Genomic DNA, 18303 nt, shown 5'->3' on the forward strand with positions numbered 1-18303 from the left:
CGGTTCACCTGCACGGCGGGCAGCCTAGGACAGCGGCCGCCGCGCCGTGCGGGGGTTCCGCTCCTCGGACCCGTGGCCCGGTGAGCGGCGCCGGTGGGCCTCAGAACATCGCGCCGTTGGCGCGCACCGTCTGCCCGGAGACCCAGCCGGCCTCCTCGCCGACCAGCCAGCCGACCACCGGCGCGATGTCGCCCGGCTGCCCGATCCGGCCGCGCGGGCTGTGCAGGGCGGCGGCGGCCATCGACTCGGGCGTCTCGGCGGCGCGGTAGAACGAGGTGTCCACCGGGCCGGGCGCGACCGCGTTGACCGTGATGCCGCGCGGGCCGAGCTCCTTGGCCGCCGCCAGCACCAGCCGCTCCACCGCCGCCTTGCTGCCCGAGTAGAGGCCGTACGGTCCGGTCATCACCGAGGTCAGGGTGGTGGACAGGACCACGTAGCGGCCGTTGTCGCTCAGCGTGCGGGCGGCCGCGCGCAGGCTGTAGAAGGCGCTGCGGGTGTTCAGGTCGATCACCCGGTCGAACTCCTCGTCGGTCACCTCGGCCAGCGGCTTCTTCAGCACCATGCCGGGGGTGTGCACCACGATGTCGACCCGCCCGTGGCGCTCCACGACGCCCTCGAAGAGCGCGGTGACGTCGGCCGAGACCGCCGCGTCGGAGTGCACCGCCTCCGCCGCCACACCGTGCTTGAGCAGCGCCTCGACGGTCTGCTCGGCCGCCGCCCGGTCGTTCGCGTAGCTGATCACCACGGTCGCGCCGCGCGCCGCCAGCACCTCGGCGCAGGCCGCGCCCTGGTTCCGGCTGCCGCCGACCACGATGGCGACCTTGCCGCCGAGGTCCCGCTCCCCCGCCTGAGTCATGACAATTCCCCTCGAAGTCACATGATCCCTAGTCGTTCTGACGGATGATCATAGGACTCGATGCTGGCACCCGGCGCCCGGGTCCGGTTCGGCGGGAACCCCGAGGTCAGCGCCGCCGAACCGGCTGGCAGGATGACGATCGGACCGGTCCCGCCCGGGATCGGCCGCCCGCCGCGACGGAAGGGGGACCGATCGCGCATGCCCAGCCACACCGACCTGCGGATCGCCGCCGAGAGCGAGTTCGACCGCGCCGAGTTCCTGGCGCTCTACGCCTCGGTCGAGTGGACCGGCTACACCGAAGACCCCGAGCGGATGCTGCGCGGACTGGTCAACTCGCACCTGGTGCTCACCGCCCGGGACGGCGCCGGCACCCTGCTCGGCATGGCCCGCACCATCTCCGACGACGCGGCGGTCTGCTACGTGCAGGACCTGCTGGTGCACCCCGGCCACCACCGCGCGGGCATCGGGCGGGCGCTGGTGGAGGAGCTCAAGGAGCGCTACCGGCACTGCCGCTTCGTGCTGCTCTCCACCGAGGCCGAGAGCGCCCCCGGCGGAGCCCGCAACCACGCCTTCTACCGTTCGCTGGGCTTCCTCAGCCTGGCCGAGAAGCAGATGGCGGGCTTCGGCCTGCCGCGGAACCGGGGCTGAGCCGGTGGGCGCCCGACCGGGCGCGCGGACGCCGCGCAGGCCCGGCGGTGGGGTGGTACCGCCGCGGGGACGGGGCGGGGCCGGGATAGGGCGCTACTCGGTCTGGCACCCGCCGCTGGAGCTGGAGCGGGCCGAGGTGCGGCGGGCCGAGAGCCGGGTCTGAGCCGGCTCCGGCTGATCGAGCCGGGGCAGCCGCCGTGCCACGCCGGGCTGCGGGCAGCGTCCTGTTCGACGTCCACACGCCGCCCACCCGGGACTGACGGCTCGTCATCCTCCCGGCTGCATCCGCTGGGCCGACGTCAGGTCGCCGCCGTCTCCGTAGCGTTGCCGACATGATCACACCGCGCCGGGCGGCCGTCGCCGCCGCCCTCGTCCTCGCCCTCGTCTCGCCGCTCTCCGCAGCCTCGACCGCCTTCGCGGCCGGGCCCGGCCCGGCGGGCATCCCTGTCGCGGGCACCACCGCGTCGGTCGCCGTCGCGCTCCCCCGGCCCACCGGCCCGCACGCCGTGGGCCGCAGCGTGCTGGACCTGGTGGACCAGCAGCGCACCGATCCGTGGGTGCCCTCGGCCGGGCCGCGGCAGCTGATGGTCTCGGTCTTCTACCCCGCCCGGCCGGGCACGGGCAGCGGGCCCGCGCCGTACATGACCCAGCCGGAGGCCCACGCGCTGCTGGCCGGGGCGGCGCCGGCCGGCACGCCGATCCCGCCCGGGCCGGTGCCGCTGCCCGCCGGCTGGGCCGCCGAGGACGCGAAGCCCGCGCCCGGCAAGTACCCGCTGGTGCTGCTCTCGCCCGGGTTCAACCTCTCCCGCGCCACCCTCACGGGGCTGGCCGAGGACCTCGCCTCGCGCGGGTACGTGGTGGCCCTGGTGGACCACACCTACGAGAGCTTCGGCGTCACCTTCCCGGACGGCCGGACCCTGCCCGCCGAGATCCTCGACAACCCGCCGCCGCACGGGTGGGCCGACGTCGAGTTGAGCCGGGCGAAGGACATGTCCTTCGTGATCGACCAGCTGACCGGCCCGCACCCCGCCTGGCCGTACGCGGCCCGGCTGATCGACCGTCACCGGATCGGCATGGCCGGCCACTCGCTCGGCGGCTCCTCGGCCGCCACCACCATGGCCGCCGATCCCCGGGTGCTGGCCGGGGTGAACCTGGACGGCAGCTTCCAGCAGGAGGCGCCCGCCGCCGGTGTGGGCGACCGGCCGTTCCTGATGCTCGGCACCCAGGCCGCCGAGTCGCCCGGCATGGACGTGTCCTGGACCAAGGCCTGGGCACAACTGGACGGCTGGAAGCGCTGGTTGACGGTCAGCGGGTTCACCCACCCGAGCTTCACCGACGAGCCGCTGCTCGCGGCCGCGCTCGGCGTCCCGATGCGCGGCGACACCACGCCGCCGCAGCGCGAGGCGCAGATCACCCGGGCCTACGTCGCGGCCTTCTTCGACCTGCAACTGAAGGGGATCCCGCAGCCGCTGCTGGACGGGCCGTCGGCGGCGTACCCGGAGGTGGCGTTCCAGCACTGAGCCTGCGGGTGGGTGGGCAGTGCGGGCAGGCGGCCGGGATCTCCGGCTCAGCCGGAGATCCCGGCGAGCACCGCGGCCAGCAAGCCCGGGAACCGGGCGTCGAGTTCGGCCCGGCGCAGCGACATGATCCGGTTCTTGCCGTCCTGCCGGGTGCTGGTCAGGCCGGCCTCGCGCAGGATCCGCCAGTGGTTGGAGAGGGTCGAGCGCGGCACCACCAGCCCCTCCGGGGAGCAGGCGCTCTCCGCGCCGTCCGCCATCCCGCGCACCAGCGCGAGCCGTACCGGGTCGCCGAGCGCGTGCAGGACGGTCGCCAGTTCCAGTTCCTCCGCCATGGCAGTAGTATGCCGATCGTTTCGACATTTCGGGAAAGTCGAAACGATCATGCCTCGTCGACCCCGGAGGTTGCCCCGCCATGCCCGCCCTCGCCACCCTCGCCCGCATCTACGTGGACGACCTGGACACCGCCCTGCCCACCTTCACCGCCCTGGCCGGCGAGCCGGTGCGCCAGCGATTCGCCTACCGTGACCTGGAGTTGGCGACGGTGGGCAACTTCCTGCTGATCGCCGGCACGCCCGAGGCACTGGCCCCCTACCGGCAGACCCAGGCCACCGTACTGGTGGCCGACCTGGCGGAGGTGCTCGACACCGGCGCCGTGCTCGACGGCCCGAACGACGTGCCGACCGGTCGCAACCTGACCCTGCGCCACGCCGGCGGCGCCGTCATCGAGTACGTGCAGTTCAGCCGGCCGTCGGCGGGTTGACGCCGATCAGCTCCGCCAGCCGGCCGAACGCCAGCCGTTCCGCACCTGGTCCGCAGAACACCATCAACGCGGCGTTCGGTGGCTCCAGTTGACGAAGCGTCACGCCTCGGTACTTCTGGATCTCGCGCAACTCCAGGATCACTTCGCGACCGTCCTCGTCGACGCACCGGAAGGTGGCGCCGACCCGGACGGTCGCGTGGACCCGTACCACCAGGGCGATCCAGCCCGGCCCGCTCTCCCGGATCTCGTGCGTCTGCAGCCTCGGTGCTTCCTCATTCACCATCACATCCGTCATAGCGCCAGGATGTTACCCCTGCTCGGCGACAACTTCGGTGCGCCCCGCGCGCGATCCGCCGCCCTTCAGCTGCCGGGCGAGCACCGAGCAGTGCCGCAGTACCGCGAACACGAAGCCGACCCTGGAGGCCCGGACGGCGTGCAGCGCCGGACCGTGGTCCACCGCGACGAAGACGGCCGCCGCGAGCACCAACAGGCGCCAGACCAGAATGCTCAACGGTCGTGCGGGTGAAGAGAGTTCGGCGATCGAGGCACGCAACCGCCGGATGTGGAAGGGGATGTGGCGGCGCTCGTCGCGCAGGATCCGCCCCGTCACGTCACGGGTCAGCGGGTCGGCGACGCCGTCCCGAACCGCCCGGTAGTACTCGACGGCGACCAGCTCTGCGACCATCAGCACCATCAACTCGGTTCGCAGGCCCATCAGTCGGCGCGCCCGCACGAAGAGGCCGTCGGTCCAGTGACCGCTCAGCAGCGGCACCCCGGCCGTGCCCAGCAGCTCGGCCAGCAGCCGGGCGTGGTTGCGCTCCTCGTCGATGAAGAGCCGCACCGCGGTCGAGTACTCCGGATCGCCCGCCCGGTCGGCCTTGGCGAACAGGTTGCGCCCGTCGCCGTCCTCGCCGACCTGGAACTTCTGCAGGCTGCGGCAGAGCACCGCCGGCAGGTCCGCACCCCGGGTCCAGTCCGGATCCCCCGCCGCCTCCCGACGGGTGCGCTCCGCCTCGAACTCCGCCACCCAGTCGGTGAAACCGTTCACGGTCATTCCCATGTCCCCCCATCAGGAGCGCGAACCGCCCGCCGAGATGCGGGGGCACAGCAGGGCAGACCGCCGCAATTCGGCGCGCCCTGGGGCAACCGTACCGCACAATTGAACGCGTTCAAATGATTGCGGCTCTACCCCCCTCAGGCGCCGTGCGCCCGCAGGGCCGTCGTGGCCCAGGCCAGGGCCGGGCCCGGATCCTCGGGCGCGGGCCAGCCGTTCACCACGGCCAACAGGTCGAGGTAGCGGGCGAGGCGGGGGTCGTGGGCCTGCGCCAGTTCCGCGGGGTCGACCCCCGCCGCGCGCAACTCGGCGGCCACCGTCGCGGCCACCGGGGCGGCGCCCGGCGCCTCGGGCGCGAGGCCGGCGGCGAGGGCCGGGCGGACCCGGCGCAGCACCCTGGCGACCGGGTCGGGCACGGGCACCGCACCGGCCGCCTGCCGGGCGGCCTGCCGCTCGGCGAGACCGCGCAACACGGCCCGGAAGTCGGGCTGTTGGGCGAGTTCGGCCAGCTCCACCCAGGCCCGCAGCTGGACCTCGGTGCACTGCTCGGGCAGTTCGGGCGTCAGCGAGGTGGCGACGCCGCGGAACTGCGGCCCGTCGGGGAGGACAGCCGCCAGGAAGTCCTCGATCAGTTCCCGCCGCTCCCGCTCGGACAGTCGGGCCAGTCGGTGCATGGTCTCCATCTCCTCCAGCGTCGCGGTGCGTTCGGCGGCCGCCGTCAGCAGGGCCTGGCGCAGCCGCAGGGTGCGGATCTGCACCTCCAGTGCGGCGGCGTGGGTGGCGGCCACCCGGTGCAACGGCAGTTCGCGGTCCAGCACCTGCCGGACCGTCCGCAGATCAAGACCCAACTCCCTTAGCGTCCTGATCAGTTCGATCCGCGCCAGGGCCTCGTGCCGGTACCTGCGGTGGCCGGCCGGGCTGCGCTCGGCGGGCGGCAGCAGCCCGCGGTCCGAGTAGAACCGGACGGCCTTCACCGTCACCCCGGCATGTCGGGCCAGGTCACCGATCGAGTAGCTCGCGTCGCCGTTCACGCGTCCCAGCCTGGCGCCTCCCCCAAGGGGAGGTGCAAGCCGGGACCAGGCGGGACTACCCCTGGGAATTCCGTTCGCCCACCGTCAACCGGATTCCCTAGGCTTCAGCCTCATGAGTGCCTCCCTGACCATCACCACGCTCGCCGAGCGCCCCGAGTACACCGACCGCCTCTGGCAGATGCCCGACAGCTGGGTCCCGTTCATGCTGAACGACCCGGTCGCCGGCGCCTGCCTGGGCCAGGTCCCGGACGTCTTCCCGGAGTTCGTGCTGATCGCCACCGAGCCGGACGGCACCCTGGTCGCACGCGGCCTCAGCGTCCCGTTCGCCCTCGCCGCCCGGGGCGGCGAACTCCCCGACCGCGGCTGGGACCAGGTGCTGACCTGGGCCCTCTCCGACCGCCGCCGCGGCACCGCCCCGGACACGGTGACCGCCCTGGAGATCGCCATCCGCCCCGACGCCCAGGGCTCCGGCCTCTCCGCCGTCCTGCTGACGGCGATGCGCCGCAACGCCGCCACCCGCGGCTTCACCACCTTGGTCGCCCCGGTCCGCCCCAGCGCCAAGCACCACGAGCCGCGCACCCCCATGTCCGAGTACGCCTTCCGCACCCGCGACCACGACGGCCTCCCCCACGACCCCTGGCTCCGCGTGCACGTCCGCGCCGGCGCCACCGTGGAGAAGGTCGCCCCGGCCTCGATGACCATCTCCGGCTCACTGACCGAATGGCGCGGCTGGACCTCGCTGCCGTTCGACCAGTCGGGCCCCGTCGACGTCCCCGGCGCACTCGCCCCGGTCCACTGCGACCTGTCGGCGGACACCGCGGTGTACGTGGAGCCGAACGTGTGGCTGCGGCACGCGATCTGAGGGGCACCGGTCTCCCCACTCTCCGGCCGCCGGGCCGATCTCGCACCAGACGATCTTGCCCACCACCCCGCGCGGACAGCAACCCCAGCGCTGCGCCAGGGACTTGACCAGGAGCAGCCCGCGCCCCGACTCCTCCTGAGCCCCGGCGCGGCGCAGCACCGGGGCGCGGTCCGCGCGGGCGCCGTGCACCTCGATCCGCAACCGCTCGCGGTCCGCCGCGAGGACCAGGCACAGCAGATTGCCGCGCGGCGTCCCGTGCAGCACGGCATTGGTCACCAGTTCGGAGACCAACAGCAGTCCACCGTCCAGGAACCGGTGCCCGCCCTCCACCCGCGCCAGCAGCGCCGCCAGCCGCCGACGCGCGACCCCCGGCGACCGCTCGCTCGGCGGCAACCAGCAGCGGTCCTCCCCCAGGGAGGCGGGCGGCGACACGTCGAGCAGCTCAGCCACGGTCTCCCCCGAACAGGACCGGCGCCAGGACCGGCGCCAGGACCGGCGCGAGCGCGAACCCGAGATTTCGAACGGGTGCTCCGCGCGCCCTCGATCGTCCGGCCCCAGCAGCGGTGGCGCCGTCGTTCGTGCCGGCAGTCACGTCGGCGTTCATGTCGGTGTTCATGTCGGTCCACTTCCTCCGGATCGGCCGTGCTCCGGGCCACCAGCACATCGGTCGGGGCCCGCCCTGCCATCGAACCGGGCCGAACCCCTCCGGCGAAGGGGCCAGCCAGGGGGCCGGGGAGGGGCCAGAATGGGAGGCCGAGAGGAGTCGGCCCGTGATCGATGACCGTCGGCGGAAGTTCGGAGCGCGCCTCGCGCTGCTGCGGCGGACGGCGGGGTTGAGCCAGCGCCAGCTGGCCGCCCGGCTCTGCATGGTGTCGGGACCGGCCACCGTCACCCACAACGAGATCTCCCGTTGGGAGCGGGGAGAACGGATCCCCAACGACTGGCTCCCCCTCATCGCCCGCGCCCTCTCTGTCCCCCTGGCCGACCTGGAACGGGCAGCCGCCCACGCCCGCGGCGACATCACCGCCCCGCAGCCCCGCCAAGACGTGGAGACGCTGCGTCAACTCCTCGCCACCGAGGACCTTCTGGTCCCCGTCCCGACGCGACCCGGGGGCCGGCTCGGCGCGCAGGCCGTAGCGGTACTGGCCGGGCGGGTCCACGGACTGCGGCTCGCGGACGACGTCCTGGCGGGACAGGACCTGATCGGCCCGGCCTTCCGGGAGTTGGGCGAGGCGGCGCGGCTGCACCGTGAGCACACATTCACCGAGGAGACCGGCCGGGCACTGCTCGTCCAGGTCGGTGAGCTGGCCCAGATCGCCGGCTGGATCGCCAGCGACGCGGGCTGCGGCGATCACGCGGAACAGGCCTACCGGCTCGGCATCTCAGCCGCTCGACAGGCCGGGGACCGCCCGCTGCTCGGCCAGCTCGAAGGCTCCCTCGCCTACCACTGGAGCAACAACGGCCGCGCGCGCGACGGTCGGGACCTCGCACGGGCGGCGCTGACCGATGCGGGCCCAGCGGCGCACCCCAAGACCAGGGCCCTGTTCCTGGACCGCATCGCCTGGACCCACACCCGCACCGGCGAACCGCAACCGGCGTTGACCGCGCTCGGCCGCGCCCACGAAGCACTCTCGGCGGACGCGACCGAGGAGGCGCCGCAGTGGGCCTACTGGGTCTCCGAGGACGAGTTGCGGGTGATGGACGCCCGTGTCGCGACCGAACTGCGCCGCCCGCTCCGGGCGGTACCGCTGCTGACCGAGGTCCTGGCCACCTACGACCCCACCCACGCGCGCGAGATCGCCCTCTACCGGTCCTGGCTCGCGATGGCCCTCGCCGACGCCAACGAGCCGGAGCAGGCGGCCGAGCAGGCACGGAACGTCATCGCCGGCGGTGTGGCCAGCGAGCGGATCGCCGAACGGTCCCGTGTCCTCCTGCACCGCCTGGGCGCGTTCGCGGAGGTCCCCGAGGTGCGCGCGCTGCTCGACGGGTACGACCACCTTCTGCGGCAGGAGCGGCAGTAGCCGAGCGAGCGCTCGATACACACGTGCAGGTCCCACTGAGAGGAAGATCGGATGACCGACCGTCAGGTGTTCGAAGTGGAACCGCTCGGCCACGTGGTCGGCGGACGAATCGAGCCCACCGACGACTACTGGGGCGGAACGGAGGCGGTCATCCGGCTCGACAGTGCGCGGTTCACGCCGGAGGCGACGCGCGGGTTGGAAGAGTTCTCCCACCTGGAAGTGGTGTTCCGCTTCCACCTCACCGACCCCGCCGACCTCCACCTCGGCGCGCGCCGGCCCCGCGACAACCCCGACTGGCCCGAGGTCGGCATCTTCGGCCACCGCAACATGCGCCGCCTCAACTGGCTCGGCGTATCGCGCTGCCGCCTGCTGAAGGTGGACGGCCTCGACCTGCACGTCGCCGAACTGGACGCGGTGGCCGGCACCCCCGTGCTGGACGTGAAGCCGTGGTTCGTCGACTTCGGCCCGCGCGGCGATGTCCGGCAGGCGGCGTGGACGACGGAGATGCTGGGCGACTACTTCGCGGAACCGGCCGAGGGCTGACGGACGACGGCGGGCGTGGCAGTGCCTGACGGCCCGTCGGAATCCCTGTGGACGAGTATTCCGGCGGGCCGTCAGGTCTCGGTGCCGATGCCCTGGTTACGTTCGCACCCGAGAGCCTGGACTCGGCGAGGACGAGTGGGCGTCGGTGTGGAAGGGACCTCTACCCTTGCCGAGGCCGAACGCACCGTCACTTGTCCAAGGCTCAGCACCTGGAAGGACACGCGAGCGCAGCAACGCGACCCAGCGCCCCTCCCACTCGGAGGGACACCGGGCCGCGCGGGTGGTGGCCGGCGGGAGGTGGTCAGCCCGTGAAGGCCGCCAGGCCGTTGGGGGTGCCGAGGCCGGTCGGGCCGTCGTAGCCCGGGCCGGCGGTGCACAGGTAGGACGGGGTGCAGCTCGTGGTGGCTCCGGTGGTGACGTCGTTGAGGGCGCCCGGGTTGGCGTAGGCGTCGGCGGCCGGGACGGCGACGGTGGGTGCGCCGGCGTCGGCGTAGACGCCCGCGATCAGCGGGGAGGCGACGCTGGTGCCGCCGTAGACGGACCAGCCGGAGGCGCCGTAGGTCTGGTAGACGGCCACGCCGGTGGCGGGGTCGGCGACGGCGGAGACGTCGGCGACGGTGCGGTGCGAGCAGCCGCTGTCGGTCTGCCAGCTGGGCTTCGCCTCGTAGGCCGAGCAGCCGGAGCCCGCGCCCTCGGTGGCGCTGGTGGACCAGACCGACTCGGTCCAGCCGCGGGCGCTGGAGTCGCGGGTGAGCGAGGTGCCGCCGACCGCCGTCACGTACTTGGAGGCCGCCGGGTACTCCACGCCGTAGCCCGAGTCGCCGGAGGAGGCGGTGATCGCGACGCCGGGGTGGTTGAAGTAGCTGCTGTCGTAGGAGGAGTCGGCCGAGGACTCGCTGCCGCCGTAGCTGTTGGAGACGAACTTGGCGCCCAGCTTGACCGCCTCGTTCACGCCCGTGCCCAGGTTGGTCATGCTCGCGGTGCTGGTCTCGACCAGGATGATGTGCGCGTTGGGCGCGATCGCGGAGACCATGTCGAGGTCGAGCGATATCTCGCCCGCCCAGCCCGAGTTGCTGGCGGGCAGCCTGCTGGTGCTGCCGGTCTGGCTGACCTTCTTGAAGCAGCCGTTGGCGGTGGTGCAGGCGGGCAGGCCGAACTGGGAGCGGTAGACGGCGAGGTCGGACTCGGCGTTGGGGTCGTTGTAGGCGTCCACGATGGCGACGGTCTGGCCGGCGCCGCCGTTGGCGGGCAGGTTGTAGGCGCTCAGCAGGTCGGACGGGCCGTAGCCGGACGGCGCGGCGTTGGGGGTGACGCCGAGCGGGCTGACGTGCTGGGCCACGCTGGTGACCTTGAGCGCGTTGCAGGCCATGGTGTCGCCGGCCGCCAGGGTCGCGCAGGAGCGGACCCACGAGGCGCCCTTGCCGTGCGCGGCGGTGCCGGCCGCGGCGTCGGCGGGGCCGGCGGCGACCGCCAGGCTGGAGAGCGCGAGCGCGGCGGTGCCGGTGAGGGCGAGCGCGAGGCGACGGATCCGGGCGGTGGTGGGGGAGCTGAGCAAGGTACTGCCTCCTGTGGGGGGAGCGGACCAGAGCCACGGCATGCCCATGCCACATCTCGCCCTGAGGGAAGGTCAGGGACGGGTGGGGCTGGTGGGGATGACGGGGCGACCGAATCTCCGGTTGGCCGATCGGCTGGCCCAGAGGCTAATCAGGACATGGGCAGGTCAACAAGGGTTCGGACGGGATTCAACAGCGCGTTCACACAGCGCCCACGGGAGGTGATCGACCGTTACCTGTCGAGCGGTCAGCGGTAACCGAACACTGGCCGGACCACACCCTCGCCGGGCCGGATGAGCAGCGAGTACGATCGCTGGCGCCATACTGACCACCCTTCAGTTACCGAAGACACCGATAATCGGAACGCGCGTTCGGACGACAGTCCCGGCCGCCCCGCAGCAGCGGCGGTTCGGGCAGAGCCCAGGAGACTCGTTGGCCCGCAAACCACGTCCCATCGACCCGGCCGCCGGCCCGCTCCAGGCCTTCGCGCACGATTTGCGGCTCGTACGCGAACAGGCCGGCAACCCGACCTACCGGGCCCTCGCCACCACAGCGGGGTTCGGCGCCACCACCCTGAGCGACGCGGCCGGCGGGGTACGGCCACCCAGCCTGGAGGTGACCCTGGCCTACGTCGGGGCCTGCGGCGGCGACACCGCCGAGTGGGAGGCCCGGTGGCGCGAGCTCAACCGGGTGCTGAACGACCAACGGGTCGCCGAGGCCAGGGAGCAGGCCCCGCCCACGCCGGACCAGGCGGTACCCGACGACCCGGACCAGTCGATACCCGACGGCCCGGACCCGGCGGTACCCGACGACCCGTCGGCCGAGCCCGCCGCCGAGCCGATACCCGACGCCGCCGGGGCCACCTCCCCCGCGGCCAACCCGACCGATGCGACCGACGCGACCGACGCGAGCAACCCGGCCGCCACCGGATCCCCCGACCCCGACGCCCCGGCCCCCCGCGGGCGCCGCTGGTGGCCGGCCGGCCGCCGGGGCACCGTCACCGCCGGCCTCGCCGCCGTCGTGGTGGTCGCGCTGCTGGTCGTCCTGCTGCCGATGCTGCTGGGCGACAAGCACAAGCAGGACGCCCTCTCCTGCGGCCCGATGCCCCCCTCCCCCACGGCGGGCAGCGCGGCGCAGGACTTCATCGGCGTCACCTACGGCCAGGGCGCCCACGTGCGGTCGGGGGCGAGCCTCAACTCGACCACCATCAACACCGTCCCGCCCGGCTGCCGGCTGCACCTGACCGGCTACTGCCTCGGCGACGTGGTCTTCGACCCGACCGGGGGCGCCCCGGACATCCGCTGGTTCAAGGTGTACGGCGGCGGCGTGGTGGCCTCGGCCATCATCCACGGCAACCCGCCGGGCACCATGCAGGCCAGCGACTGCCCCGCCGACACCCCGGCGCCCAGCGGAGTCGGGCTCACCGTGGAGCGGTCGCTGGACAATCCCGACACCCTCCAGCTCCAGACCACCGGGACCCACCTGGGCATCGTCGGGTACGCCGCGTTCTACGCCGCGGCGCCGCCCACCCCGGCCGGTACCTCGCCCACCCCGGCCAGCGCCTCGCCGGCCCCGGCCGGCCAAGCCGGCTGGCACCAGGTCCAGATGGTCGGCAGCCTGAGCAACAACTTCCTCTACCGCTGGCAGGCGACCGGGCTGACCGCCGCTCCGCAGCCGATCACCGTGGTGGCGGCCGCCTGCCTGGGCGGCGACGGCCCGACCGACGCGGCCGACGCCCGCACCGCGCCGGCGGCCGGCTCCGACCAGCCGGGGCAGCCCGTGGAGCTGACCCCCGAGCAGTGGAGCACCGCCAGGCAGGCCGCCTGCCGCTACCCCAACGCCGGGTTCGTCACCAACATGGGCTGACGGCCCGTCAATTCCGCGATACGCAGCCGATACGGACGCCGTTCAGACTGCGCACCCGCGCCCCACCGGACCACGGTGGGGCGCGGAGTGTCCGCAGGTTCCCCCAGAGGAGAACGGTGAACGTCATACGACTTCTGCGCCGGGCCACCGGCGCCGCGGTGGTGGTCCTGGTCATGGGCCTGGCCACCCTGCTGCCGGCCGCCGGCGCCTCGGCCGCCACCGGCACCGGCGCGGCCCAACTCGCCTCCGCCAACATCGGCAAGAGCGCCGGCACCTGTGCCAACAACCCCACTTACAACAGCCTGGGCGGCTCGCAGTTCGAGCACAGCTGCGCGGGCGGCTACTCCGGCGGACCGGAGTACTGGTGCGCCGACTTCGCCATGTGGGTCTGGCAGAACTCCGGCTTCTACACCGGCGGTCTCGACGCGGGCGCCGCCAGCTTCCAGACCTACGGCCTCAACAACGGCTCCCAGCACACCGCGGCCGACTACCGGCCGCAGGTGGGTGACGCCGTCGAGTACGGCTCGACGCTGGACAGCGCCATCCACCACGTCGGCATCGTGACCGCGGTGAACGCCGACGGCTCGGTGACCACCGCCAACGGCGACTGGGGCGGCACCACCGGCACCGGCACCATGGCCGGCTTCGCGGTGACCTCCAGCGTCGTGCAGATCACCATCCCGGCCGGGCAGACCTCGGTCGGCAGCGAGCCGAGCACGGTGGACACCGCCGACGGCTACTACATCGTCGGCTACACCACCCCGGTGACCAGCGGCAGCGGCTCCACCGGCGCCAACCCCTACTCGCCGACCCAGGTCTGCGGCAGCGGCTACGGCGTGATCGACTCGCACGACCTCGGCAGCGCCGTCGTCTACCTGCTGTACGACGGCACCACCGGCTACAACTGCGTGACCACGCTGGCCAAGACGCCGTCCGGCGCGGTCGCGATGAACGCCACCCTGGCCGTGCAGGGGGGCAGTTCGGCAACCAACCCGGGCAACTTCACCTACTACGCCGGACCGGTCACCGCCTACGCCCCGAACTCCTGCGTGCAGTGGGGCGGCAGCTACGCGGGCAGCTCCTGGACCAGCAGCTGGGACCACTGCGGCACCGGCACGCCGACCCCCGGCCCCGGCAGCGGCAACAAGTACACGGCCGCCCAGGTCTGCGGCAGCGGCTACGCGGTGATCGACAGCCACGGCCTCGGCAACGCGACCGTCGACCTGCTCTACAACGCCTCCACCGGGGACAACTGCGTGGTCACCCTGGCCGCCGAGCCGTCCGGCCCGGTCGCGATGAACGCCACCCTGGCCGTGCAGGGCGGAAGTTCGGCCAGCAACCCGGGCAACTTCACCTACTACGCCGGACCGGTGATCGAGCACGCGGCGGCCACCTGCGTGCAGTGGGGCGGCTCCTACGCGGGCACCTCCTGGACCAGCGGCTGGAGCCACTGCGGCTGACCGGCTCCGGACCGATCAGCTCCCGACCGATCAGCTCCCGACCGATCAGTTCTCGACCGATCGGCTCCTGGCCGATCAGCTCCTGACCGTCCGTCACGTCGGCCCGCCCCGGGGAACGCCTCCGGGGCGGGCCGGCGCCGCGTTGACCGGAATTGATTGACCGTCGGCAGCAGCCGCCCCCGCACCGCCGACCGCGCGCTAGACATGCCCTCGCCATACGAACGAGGGGGCCACCGAGGTGGAGTTCGGGATTCTCGGACCGCTACTGGTCAAGGACACGGCCGGAGCCCGTGCGGTTCCGGCGCCCAAGCAGCGGATCCTGCTGGCGGCGCTGCTGATCCGCCCGGGGCAGCCGGTGACGGCGGACCGGCTGGCCGACCTGCTCTGGGACGGCCGGCCGCCGCGCAGCGCCGACAGCACCCTGCGCAACTACGTGATGCGGCTGCGCCAGGTGCTCGGGCCGGCCGGCGAGCGGATCGAGACCGCGGGCGGCGGCTACCTGCTGCGCGCCGCACCGGCCGAGGTGGACCTGCACCGGTTCACCGAGCTGCGCGACCGGGGCCTGGCGGCGCTGCGCGCCGACGCCGTGCCGCACGCCGCCACCCTGCTGCGCGAGGCGCTCGCGCTGTGGCGCGGCCCGGCCCTGGTGGACGTGCCCTCGGACGCACTGCACCGCGAGGAGGCCGACTGGCTGTCCGCCACCCGGCTGGACGCCCTGGAGCTGCGGATGGCCGCCGAGCTCCGGCTCGGCCGCCACGCCGACGCCCTGGCCGAACTGCGGGAGTTGACCACGGCGCACCCGGAACGCGAGCGGTTCTGGGTGCAGTTGACGGCCGCGCTGGAGCGCGACGGGCGGCCCCGGGAGGCGCTGGCGGCCCACCGGGCGGCGCGGGCCGCACTGCGCCGGGGGCTGGCGGTGGAGCCGGGGGCGGAGCTGCGCTCGGCGCGGCGCCGGCTGCTGGCCTCCTCCGGGTTCGTCAGCGCCCATCAGCTCCCGCCCGGCGCACCGGACTTCACCGGCCGCTCGGCCGAACTGCGCCGGCTCACCGAGCGGCTGGCCGGTGCCGGGGCGGCGCACGGGGCGCCGCAGGTGCTGGTGTTGACCGGTGGCCCCGGGGTGGGCAAGAGCGCGCTGGCGCTGCGGGCGGCGCAGCTGGTCCGGGAGGTGTTCGCCGACGGCACGCTGTACGCGGAGCTCGACGGCGGGCTGGGCGGGGACGGGCCGGGCGGCGGCGGGGAGCCGACCGGGCGGGTGCTGCGCACGCTGCTCGGCGCGCTGGGGGTGCCGGCCGCCGCGATCCCCGCCGGAACGGCCGCCCGGACGGCGCTCTACCGCTCGGTGCTCGCCGACCGCCAGGTGCTGCTGGTGCTCGACGGCGCCCGGGACACCGGGCAGGTACTGCCGCTGCTGCCGACCGGCCCGGGCAGCGCGACCCTGGTCACCTCCCGGGACCGGCTCGCCGACCTGCCCGGCGCCCGCCCGCTGCTGCTGGAGCCGCTCTCCCCCGAGGAGGCGCGCCAGCTGCTGGTCCGGCTGCTGGGGGCGCGCCGGCTGGCCGCCGAGCCGGGCGCGGCGGCCGAGCTGCTGGCGGCCTGCGACGGCCTGCCGCTGGCGCTGCGGATCTGCGCGGCCCGGCTGGGCACCCGGCCGGCCTGGTCGCTGGCCCACCTGGCGGGCCGGCTGGCGGCGCCCGACCGGGTGCTGGAGGAGCTGCGGGTGGGCTCGCTGGACGTCCGGCGGGCGTACGCGGAGAGCTTCGGGCGGCTGGACCCGGAGGCCGCGGCGGCGTTCCGACGGCTGGGGACGCCCCGGTCGCCCGCGCCCACACCCGGGGAAGAGGTGCTGGAGCGCCTGGTCGACGCCCACCTGGTGGTGAGCCCCGTGCCGGGCCGCTACGCGCTGCCCCGGCTCTCGCACGCGTTCGCCCGCTGGCTGGGCCCGCCGGAGGCGAAAAGGTGACCGGTCGGCCTGGGGCCGGGCGCTAGGGGGTGTCTTTCGGGTCACGTCGGATAGCGGGCGTCTCCCCCAGCCTTCGGCCGGGAGGTGCCCCCACGGGTGCGTGCATCGGCGGCGCCGAGGATGGGGGCCATCGGCGACTGACGAGAAGCCGGCGTGGGGGTCCCTCCCGGCCGAAGGCTGGGGGCGTGCGTGCCCGCCCGGCGTGACCCGAAAGACACCCCCTAGAGTCGGGGCCATGGCTGAAGAGGTGGGAGCGGTCCGGGTGGATGCCTGGGTCTGGTCGGTGCGGCTGGCCAAGACCCGGTCGGTGGCGGCCGGGCTCTGCCGGGCCGGGCACGTCCGGGTCAACGGCGAGCGGGCCAAGCCGGCGCAGCCGCTCAAGGTGGGCGACGAGGTGCGGGTGCGGCAGGAGGAGTGGGACCGGGTGGTGGTGGTCACCAGGCTGCTGAGCAAGCGGGTGGGCGCCACGGTCGCCGTGGACTGCTACGTCGACAACAGCCCGCCGCGCCCCGCCTCCGACCCGTTCAACGTCAACGCCCCCGTCGCCGTCCGCGACCGCGGCGCGGGCCGCCCCACCAAGCGCGAGCGGCGCTCGCTGGACCAGGTCCTCGGCCGCGGCCGCTGAGCCCGCCCCCGCGCCGGCTGACCCACCCTCACCCTGACGCCCCGCCAGCTCCCGGATGCGGGCGGGCGGCCCAGCCCCGACGATGGGCTCGGCGGGCCGCGCGGCCCCGGACCGAGAGGCGGGCGAGGGTGGCGAGTGCGGCGGAGCGGGCCAAGCGGGGGCGGGCGGCCCGCCGGCGGGTGGGGCGGCGGGAGCACGGCCGGTGGATCCCGGCCGGCGACCGGCCCGACCCGCTGAAGGTGCTGCTGGAGCAGGGCGCGGACCGGGTGCCCGACCTGCTGCCGATCCGCTACGGGCGGATGGCCGATTCCCCCTTCGCCTACCTGCGCGGCGCCGCGGCCGTGCTCACCGCCGACCTCGCCGCCGTGCCGGACACCGGCCTGGAGGTGCAGCTGTGCGGCGACGCCCACCTGCTGAACTTCGGCCTCTTCGCCTCCCCCGAGCGCGAGCTGCTGTTCGACCTGAACGACTTCGACGAGACCTACCCCGGACCGTTCGAGTGGGACGTCAAGCGGCTGGCCGCCAGCGTCGCCGTCGCCGCCCTGGACAACGGCGAGCCGGCGGCCAAGGCGCACGCCGCCGCCCGGGCCGCCGCCACCGCCTACCGCACCGCGGTGCGCCGACTGGCCGGCACGGGCGAGTGCGGGGTCTGGTACGAGAAGGTCGACGCCGACCAGGTGCTGGCCCTGCTCACCGGCCGCCGCCGCGCGCGGGCCGAGCGGACCCTCGCGCACGCCCGCCGCCGGACCAGCCTGCAGGCGCTCGCCAAGCTCACCGAGGAGCGGGACGGCCGGCACCGGATCATCAGCGACCCGCCGCTGCTGGTACCCGTGCCGGCGGACGAACTCAAGGCGATCGGCCAGGTGTTCAGCGGCTACCGCGGCACCCTGGCGGAGGACCGCCGCCACCTGCTCGACCGGTTCCAGCTGACCGGGGCGGCCCGCAAGGTGGTCGGCGTCGGCAGCGTCGGCACCCGCTGCTACATCGCGCTGCTGCTCGGCCGCACCCACGGCGAGCCGCTCTTCCTCCAACTCAAGGAGGCGCAGCGGTCGGTGCTGGAGTCCCACCTGCCCGGCCGCTCGCCCGCGCACCAGGGCCACCGGGTGGTGGCCGGGCAGCGGCTGCTGCAGGCCGCGAGCGACATCTTCCTCGGCTGGACCACCGGCCCGGCCGGGCGGCACTTCTACGGCCGCCAGTTGCGCGACATGAAGGGCTCGGCCGAGGTGGACCGGATGACCGCCAAGGGGCTGCGCGACTACGCCGCGCTCTGCGGCCAGACCCTGGCCCGGGCGCACGCCCGCTCCGGGGACCGGATCGCGATCGCCGCCTACCTGGGCGCCGGGGACGCCTTCGACGGGGCGATCGCCGACTTCGCGCTGCACTACGCGGACCAGACGGCGGCCGACCACGCCGAGCTGACCGCCGCGATCGCCGCCGGCTCCGTGCCGGCGGCCGAGGACTGAGCGGGCGGTCCGGCGGCCGCGGACTGAGCGGCGGGTCGGTCGCCGAGGACTGATCGGGCAGCCCCGGGGTGGGGATAACCC

At 74.2% G+C, this 18303-nt stretch carries 18 protein-coding genes and 1 pseudogene; 11 read left to right on the forward strand and 8 right to left on the reverse strand.

Annotated elements, in window-relative coordinates; genetic code table 11:
* Positions 1–100: 100 nt before the first annotated feature.
* Complete coding sequence (locus FHX73_RS02760) at positions 101–856, reverse strand: SDR family oxidoreductase (protein WP_145903092.1); 756 nt, start codon at positions 854–856, stop codon at positions 101–103.
* Between the two features lie 198 nt (positions 857–1054).
* On the opposite strand from FHX73_RS02760, the gene FHX73_RS02765 reads away from it, so the two are divergent.
* A complete protein-coding gene (locus FHX73_RS02765) occupies positions 1055–1504 on the forward strand; it encodes a GNAT family N-acetyltransferase (RefSeq protein WP_145903093.1) in 450 nt (149 codons plus the stop codon).
* 332 nt (positions 1505–1836) lie between these two features.
* Complete coding sequence (locus FHX73_RS02770; RefSeq protein ID WP_145903094.1) at positions 1837–3024, forward strand: alpha/beta hydrolase family protein; 1188 nt, start codon at positions 1837–1839, stop codon at positions 3022–3024.
* A gap of 47 nt (positions 3025–3071) precedes the next feature.
* Here the strand turns inward: FHX73_RS02770 and FHX73_RS02775 are convergent, their stop codons facing one another.
* A complete protein-coding gene (locus tag FHX73_RS02775; RefSeq protein ID WP_145903095.1) occupies positions 3072–3356 on the reverse strand; it encodes an ArsR/SmtB family transcription factor in 285 nt (94 codons plus the stop codon).
* Between the two features lie 80 nt (positions 3357–3436).
* On the opposite strand from FHX73_RS02775, the gene FHX73_RS02780 reads away from it, so the two are divergent.
* Positions 3437–3784 carry a hypothetical protein gene (locus FHX73_RS02780; protein WP_145903096.1) on the forward strand — a complete coding sequence of 116 codons (348 nt, stop codon included), beginning with the start codon at positions 3437–3439 and terminating at the stop codon, positions 3782–3784.
* Here FHX73_RS02780 and FHX73_RS02785 read toward each other — a convergent pair.
* The 3 genes from FHX73_RS02785 to FHX73_RS02795 form a co-directional block, all read right to left on the reverse strand.
* The gene (locus FHX73_RS02785) at positions 3762–4079 is read right to left on the reverse strand and encodes a hypothetical protein (protein ID WP_145903097.1); all 318 of its coding nucleotides are present in this window, start codon (positions 4077–4079) and stop codon (positions 3762–3764) included. The genes FHX73_RS02780 and FHX73_RS02785 overlap by 23 nt on opposite strands.
* Positions 4080–4091: 12 nt before the next feature.
* Positions 4092–4838: a ferritin-like domain-containing protein gene (locus FHX73_RS02790; RefSeq protein WP_145903098.1), complete on the reverse strand. Its 747-nt coding sequence runs from the start codon at positions 4836–4838 to the stop codon at positions 4092–4094.
* Positions 4839–4978: 140 nt separating this feature from the next.
* Positions 4979–5869 (reverse strand): MerR family transcriptional regulator, encoded by an 891-nt coding sequence (locus FHX73_RS02795; protein WP_145903099.1) that lies wholly within the window; start codon positions 5867–5869, stop codon positions 4979–4981.
* A gap of 112 nt (positions 5870–5981) precedes the next feature.
* Here FHX73_RS02795 and FHX73_RS02800 point away from each other — a divergent pair, with 112 nt between their 5' ends.
* Positions 5982–6731, forward strand: coding sequence for a GNAT family N-acetyltransferase (locus FHX73_RS02800; protein WP_145903100.1), 750 nt, complete (start codon positions 5982–5984; stop codon positions 6729–6731).
* 99 nt (positions 6732–6830) lie between these two features.
* On the opposite strand, the pseudogene FHX73_RS47045 reads toward FHX73_RS02800, so the two are convergent.
* Positions 6831–7181: pseudogene (locus tag FHX73_RS47045) on the reverse strand (ATP-binding protein); the annotation flags it as partial.
* Entirely contained in the window at positions 7174–7347 is a 174-nt protein-coding gene (locus FHX73_RS44440) for a hypothetical protein (protein WP_170304814.1), read from the reverse strand. The pseudogene FHX73_RS47045 and the gene FHX73_RS44440, both read right to left, overlap by 8 nt.
* A 154-nt stretch (positions 7348–7501) precedes the next feature.
* Between FHX73_RS44440 and FHX73_RS02810 the strand changes: the two genes are divergently transcribed.
* Complete coding sequence (locus FHX73_RS02810; protein WP_246213317.1) at positions 7502–8752, forward strand: helix-turn-helix domain-containing protein; 1251 nt, start codon at positions 7502–7504, stop codon at positions 8750–8752.
* Positions 8753–8803: 51 nt separating this feature from the next.
* Complete coding sequence (locus FHX73_RS02815) at positions 8804–9295, forward strand: TrmO family methyltransferase domain-containing protein (RefSeq protein ID WP_145903102.1); 492 nt, start codon at positions 8804–8806, stop codon at positions 9293–9295.
* A 301-nt stretch (positions 9296–9596) separates the two neighbouring features.
* Here FHX73_RS02815 and FHX73_RS02820 read toward each other — a convergent pair whose 3' ends face one another.
* A complete protein-coding gene (locus FHX73_RS02820; RefSeq protein WP_246213318.1) occupies positions 9597–10850 on the reverse strand; it encodes a S53 family peptidase in 1254 nt (417 codons plus the stop codon).
* Positions 10851–11280: 430 nt separating this feature from the next.
* Here FHX73_RS02820 and FHX73_RS02825 point away from each other — a divergent pair, with 430 nt between their 5' ends.
* From FHX73_RS02825 to FHX73_RS02860, 5 genes are all read left to right on the forward strand, one after another.
* Positions 11281–12714 (forward strand): transcriptional regulator, encoded by a 1434-nt coding sequence (locus FHX73_RS02825; RefSeq protein ID WP_145903103.1) that lies wholly within the window; start codon positions 11281–11283, stop codon positions 12712–12714.
* A gap of 116 nt (positions 12715–12830) precedes the next feature.
* Positions 12831–14174: a CHAP domain-containing protein gene (locus tag FHX73_RS45475; RefSeq protein WP_211786120.1), complete on the forward strand. Its 1344-nt coding sequence runs from the start codon at positions 12831–12833 to the stop codon at positions 14172–14174.
* Positions 14175–14412: 238 nt separating this feature from the next.
* The gene (locus FHX73_RS02850) at positions 14413–16134 is read left to right on the forward strand and encodes an AfsR/SARP family transcriptional regulator (protein ID WP_145903105.1); all 1722 of its coding nucleotides are present in this window, start codon (positions 14413–14415) and stop codon (positions 16132–16134) included.
* A 235-nt stretch (positions 16135–16369) separates the two neighbouring features.
* Entirely contained in the window at positions 16370–16759 is a 390-nt protein-coding gene (locus FHX73_RS02855; protein ID WP_145903106.1) for an RNA-binding S4 domain-containing protein, read from the forward strand.
* 128 nt (positions 16760–16887) lie between these two features.
* A complete protein-coding gene (locus FHX73_RS02860) occupies positions 16888–18222 on the forward strand; it encodes a DUF2252 domain-containing protein (protein WP_145903107.1) in 1335 nt (444 codons plus the stop codon).
* Positions 18223–18303: the final 81 nt, after the last annotated feature.

Source organism: Kitasatospora viridis (assembly GCF_007829815.1).
GTDB lineage: Bacteria > Actinomycetota > Actinomycetes > Streptomycetales > Streptomycetaceae > Kitasatospora > Kitasatospora viridis.

Bases quoted from the DNA above. Each gene is read 5' to 3' on its own strand.
- FHX73_RS02760 (WP_145903092.1), bottom strand. From the start codon at position 856: ATGACTCAGGCGGGGGAGCGGGACCTCGGCGGCAAGGTCGCCATCGTG.
- FHX73_RS02765 (WP_145903093.1), top strand. From the start codon at position 1,055: ATGCCCAGCCACACCGACCTGCGGATCGCCGCCGAGAGCGAGTTCGAC.
- FHX73_RS02770 (WP_145903094.1), top strand. From the start codon at position 1,837: ATGATCACACCGCGCCGGGCGGCCGTCGCCGCCGCCCTCGTCCTCGCC.
- FHX73_RS02775 (WP_145903095.1), bottom strand. From the start codon at position 3,356: ATGGCGGAGGAACTGGAACTGGCGACCGTCCTGCACGCGCTCGGCGAC.
- FHX73_RS02780 (WP_145903096.1), top strand. From the start codon at position 3,437: ATGCCCGCCCTCGCCACCCTCGCCCGCATCTACGTGGACGACCTGGAC.
- FHX73_RS02785 (WP_145903097.1), bottom strand. From the start codon at position 4,079: ATGACGGATGTGATGGTGAATGAGGAAGCACCGAGGCTGCAGACGCAC.
- FHX73_RS02790 (WP_145903098.1), bottom strand. From the start codon at position 4,838: ATGACCGTGAACGGTTTCACCGACTGGGTGGCGGAGTTCGAGGCGGAG.
- FHX73_RS02800 (WP_145903100.1), top strand. From the start codon at position 5,982: ATGAGTGCCTCCCTGACCATCACCACGCTCGCCGAGCGCCCCGAGTAC.
- FHX73_RS44440 (WP_170304814.1), bottom strand. From the start codon at position 7,347: ATGAACACCGACATGAACGCCGACGTGACTGCCGGCACGAACGACGGC.
- FHX73_RS02815 (WP_145903102.1), top strand. From the start codon at position 8,804: ATGACCGACCGTCAGGTGTTCGAAGTGGAACCGCTCGGCCACGTGGTC.
- FHX73_RS02855 (WP_145903106.1), top strand. From the start codon at position 16,370: ATGGCTGAAGAGGTGGGAGCGGTCCGGGTGGATGCCTGGGTCTGGTCG.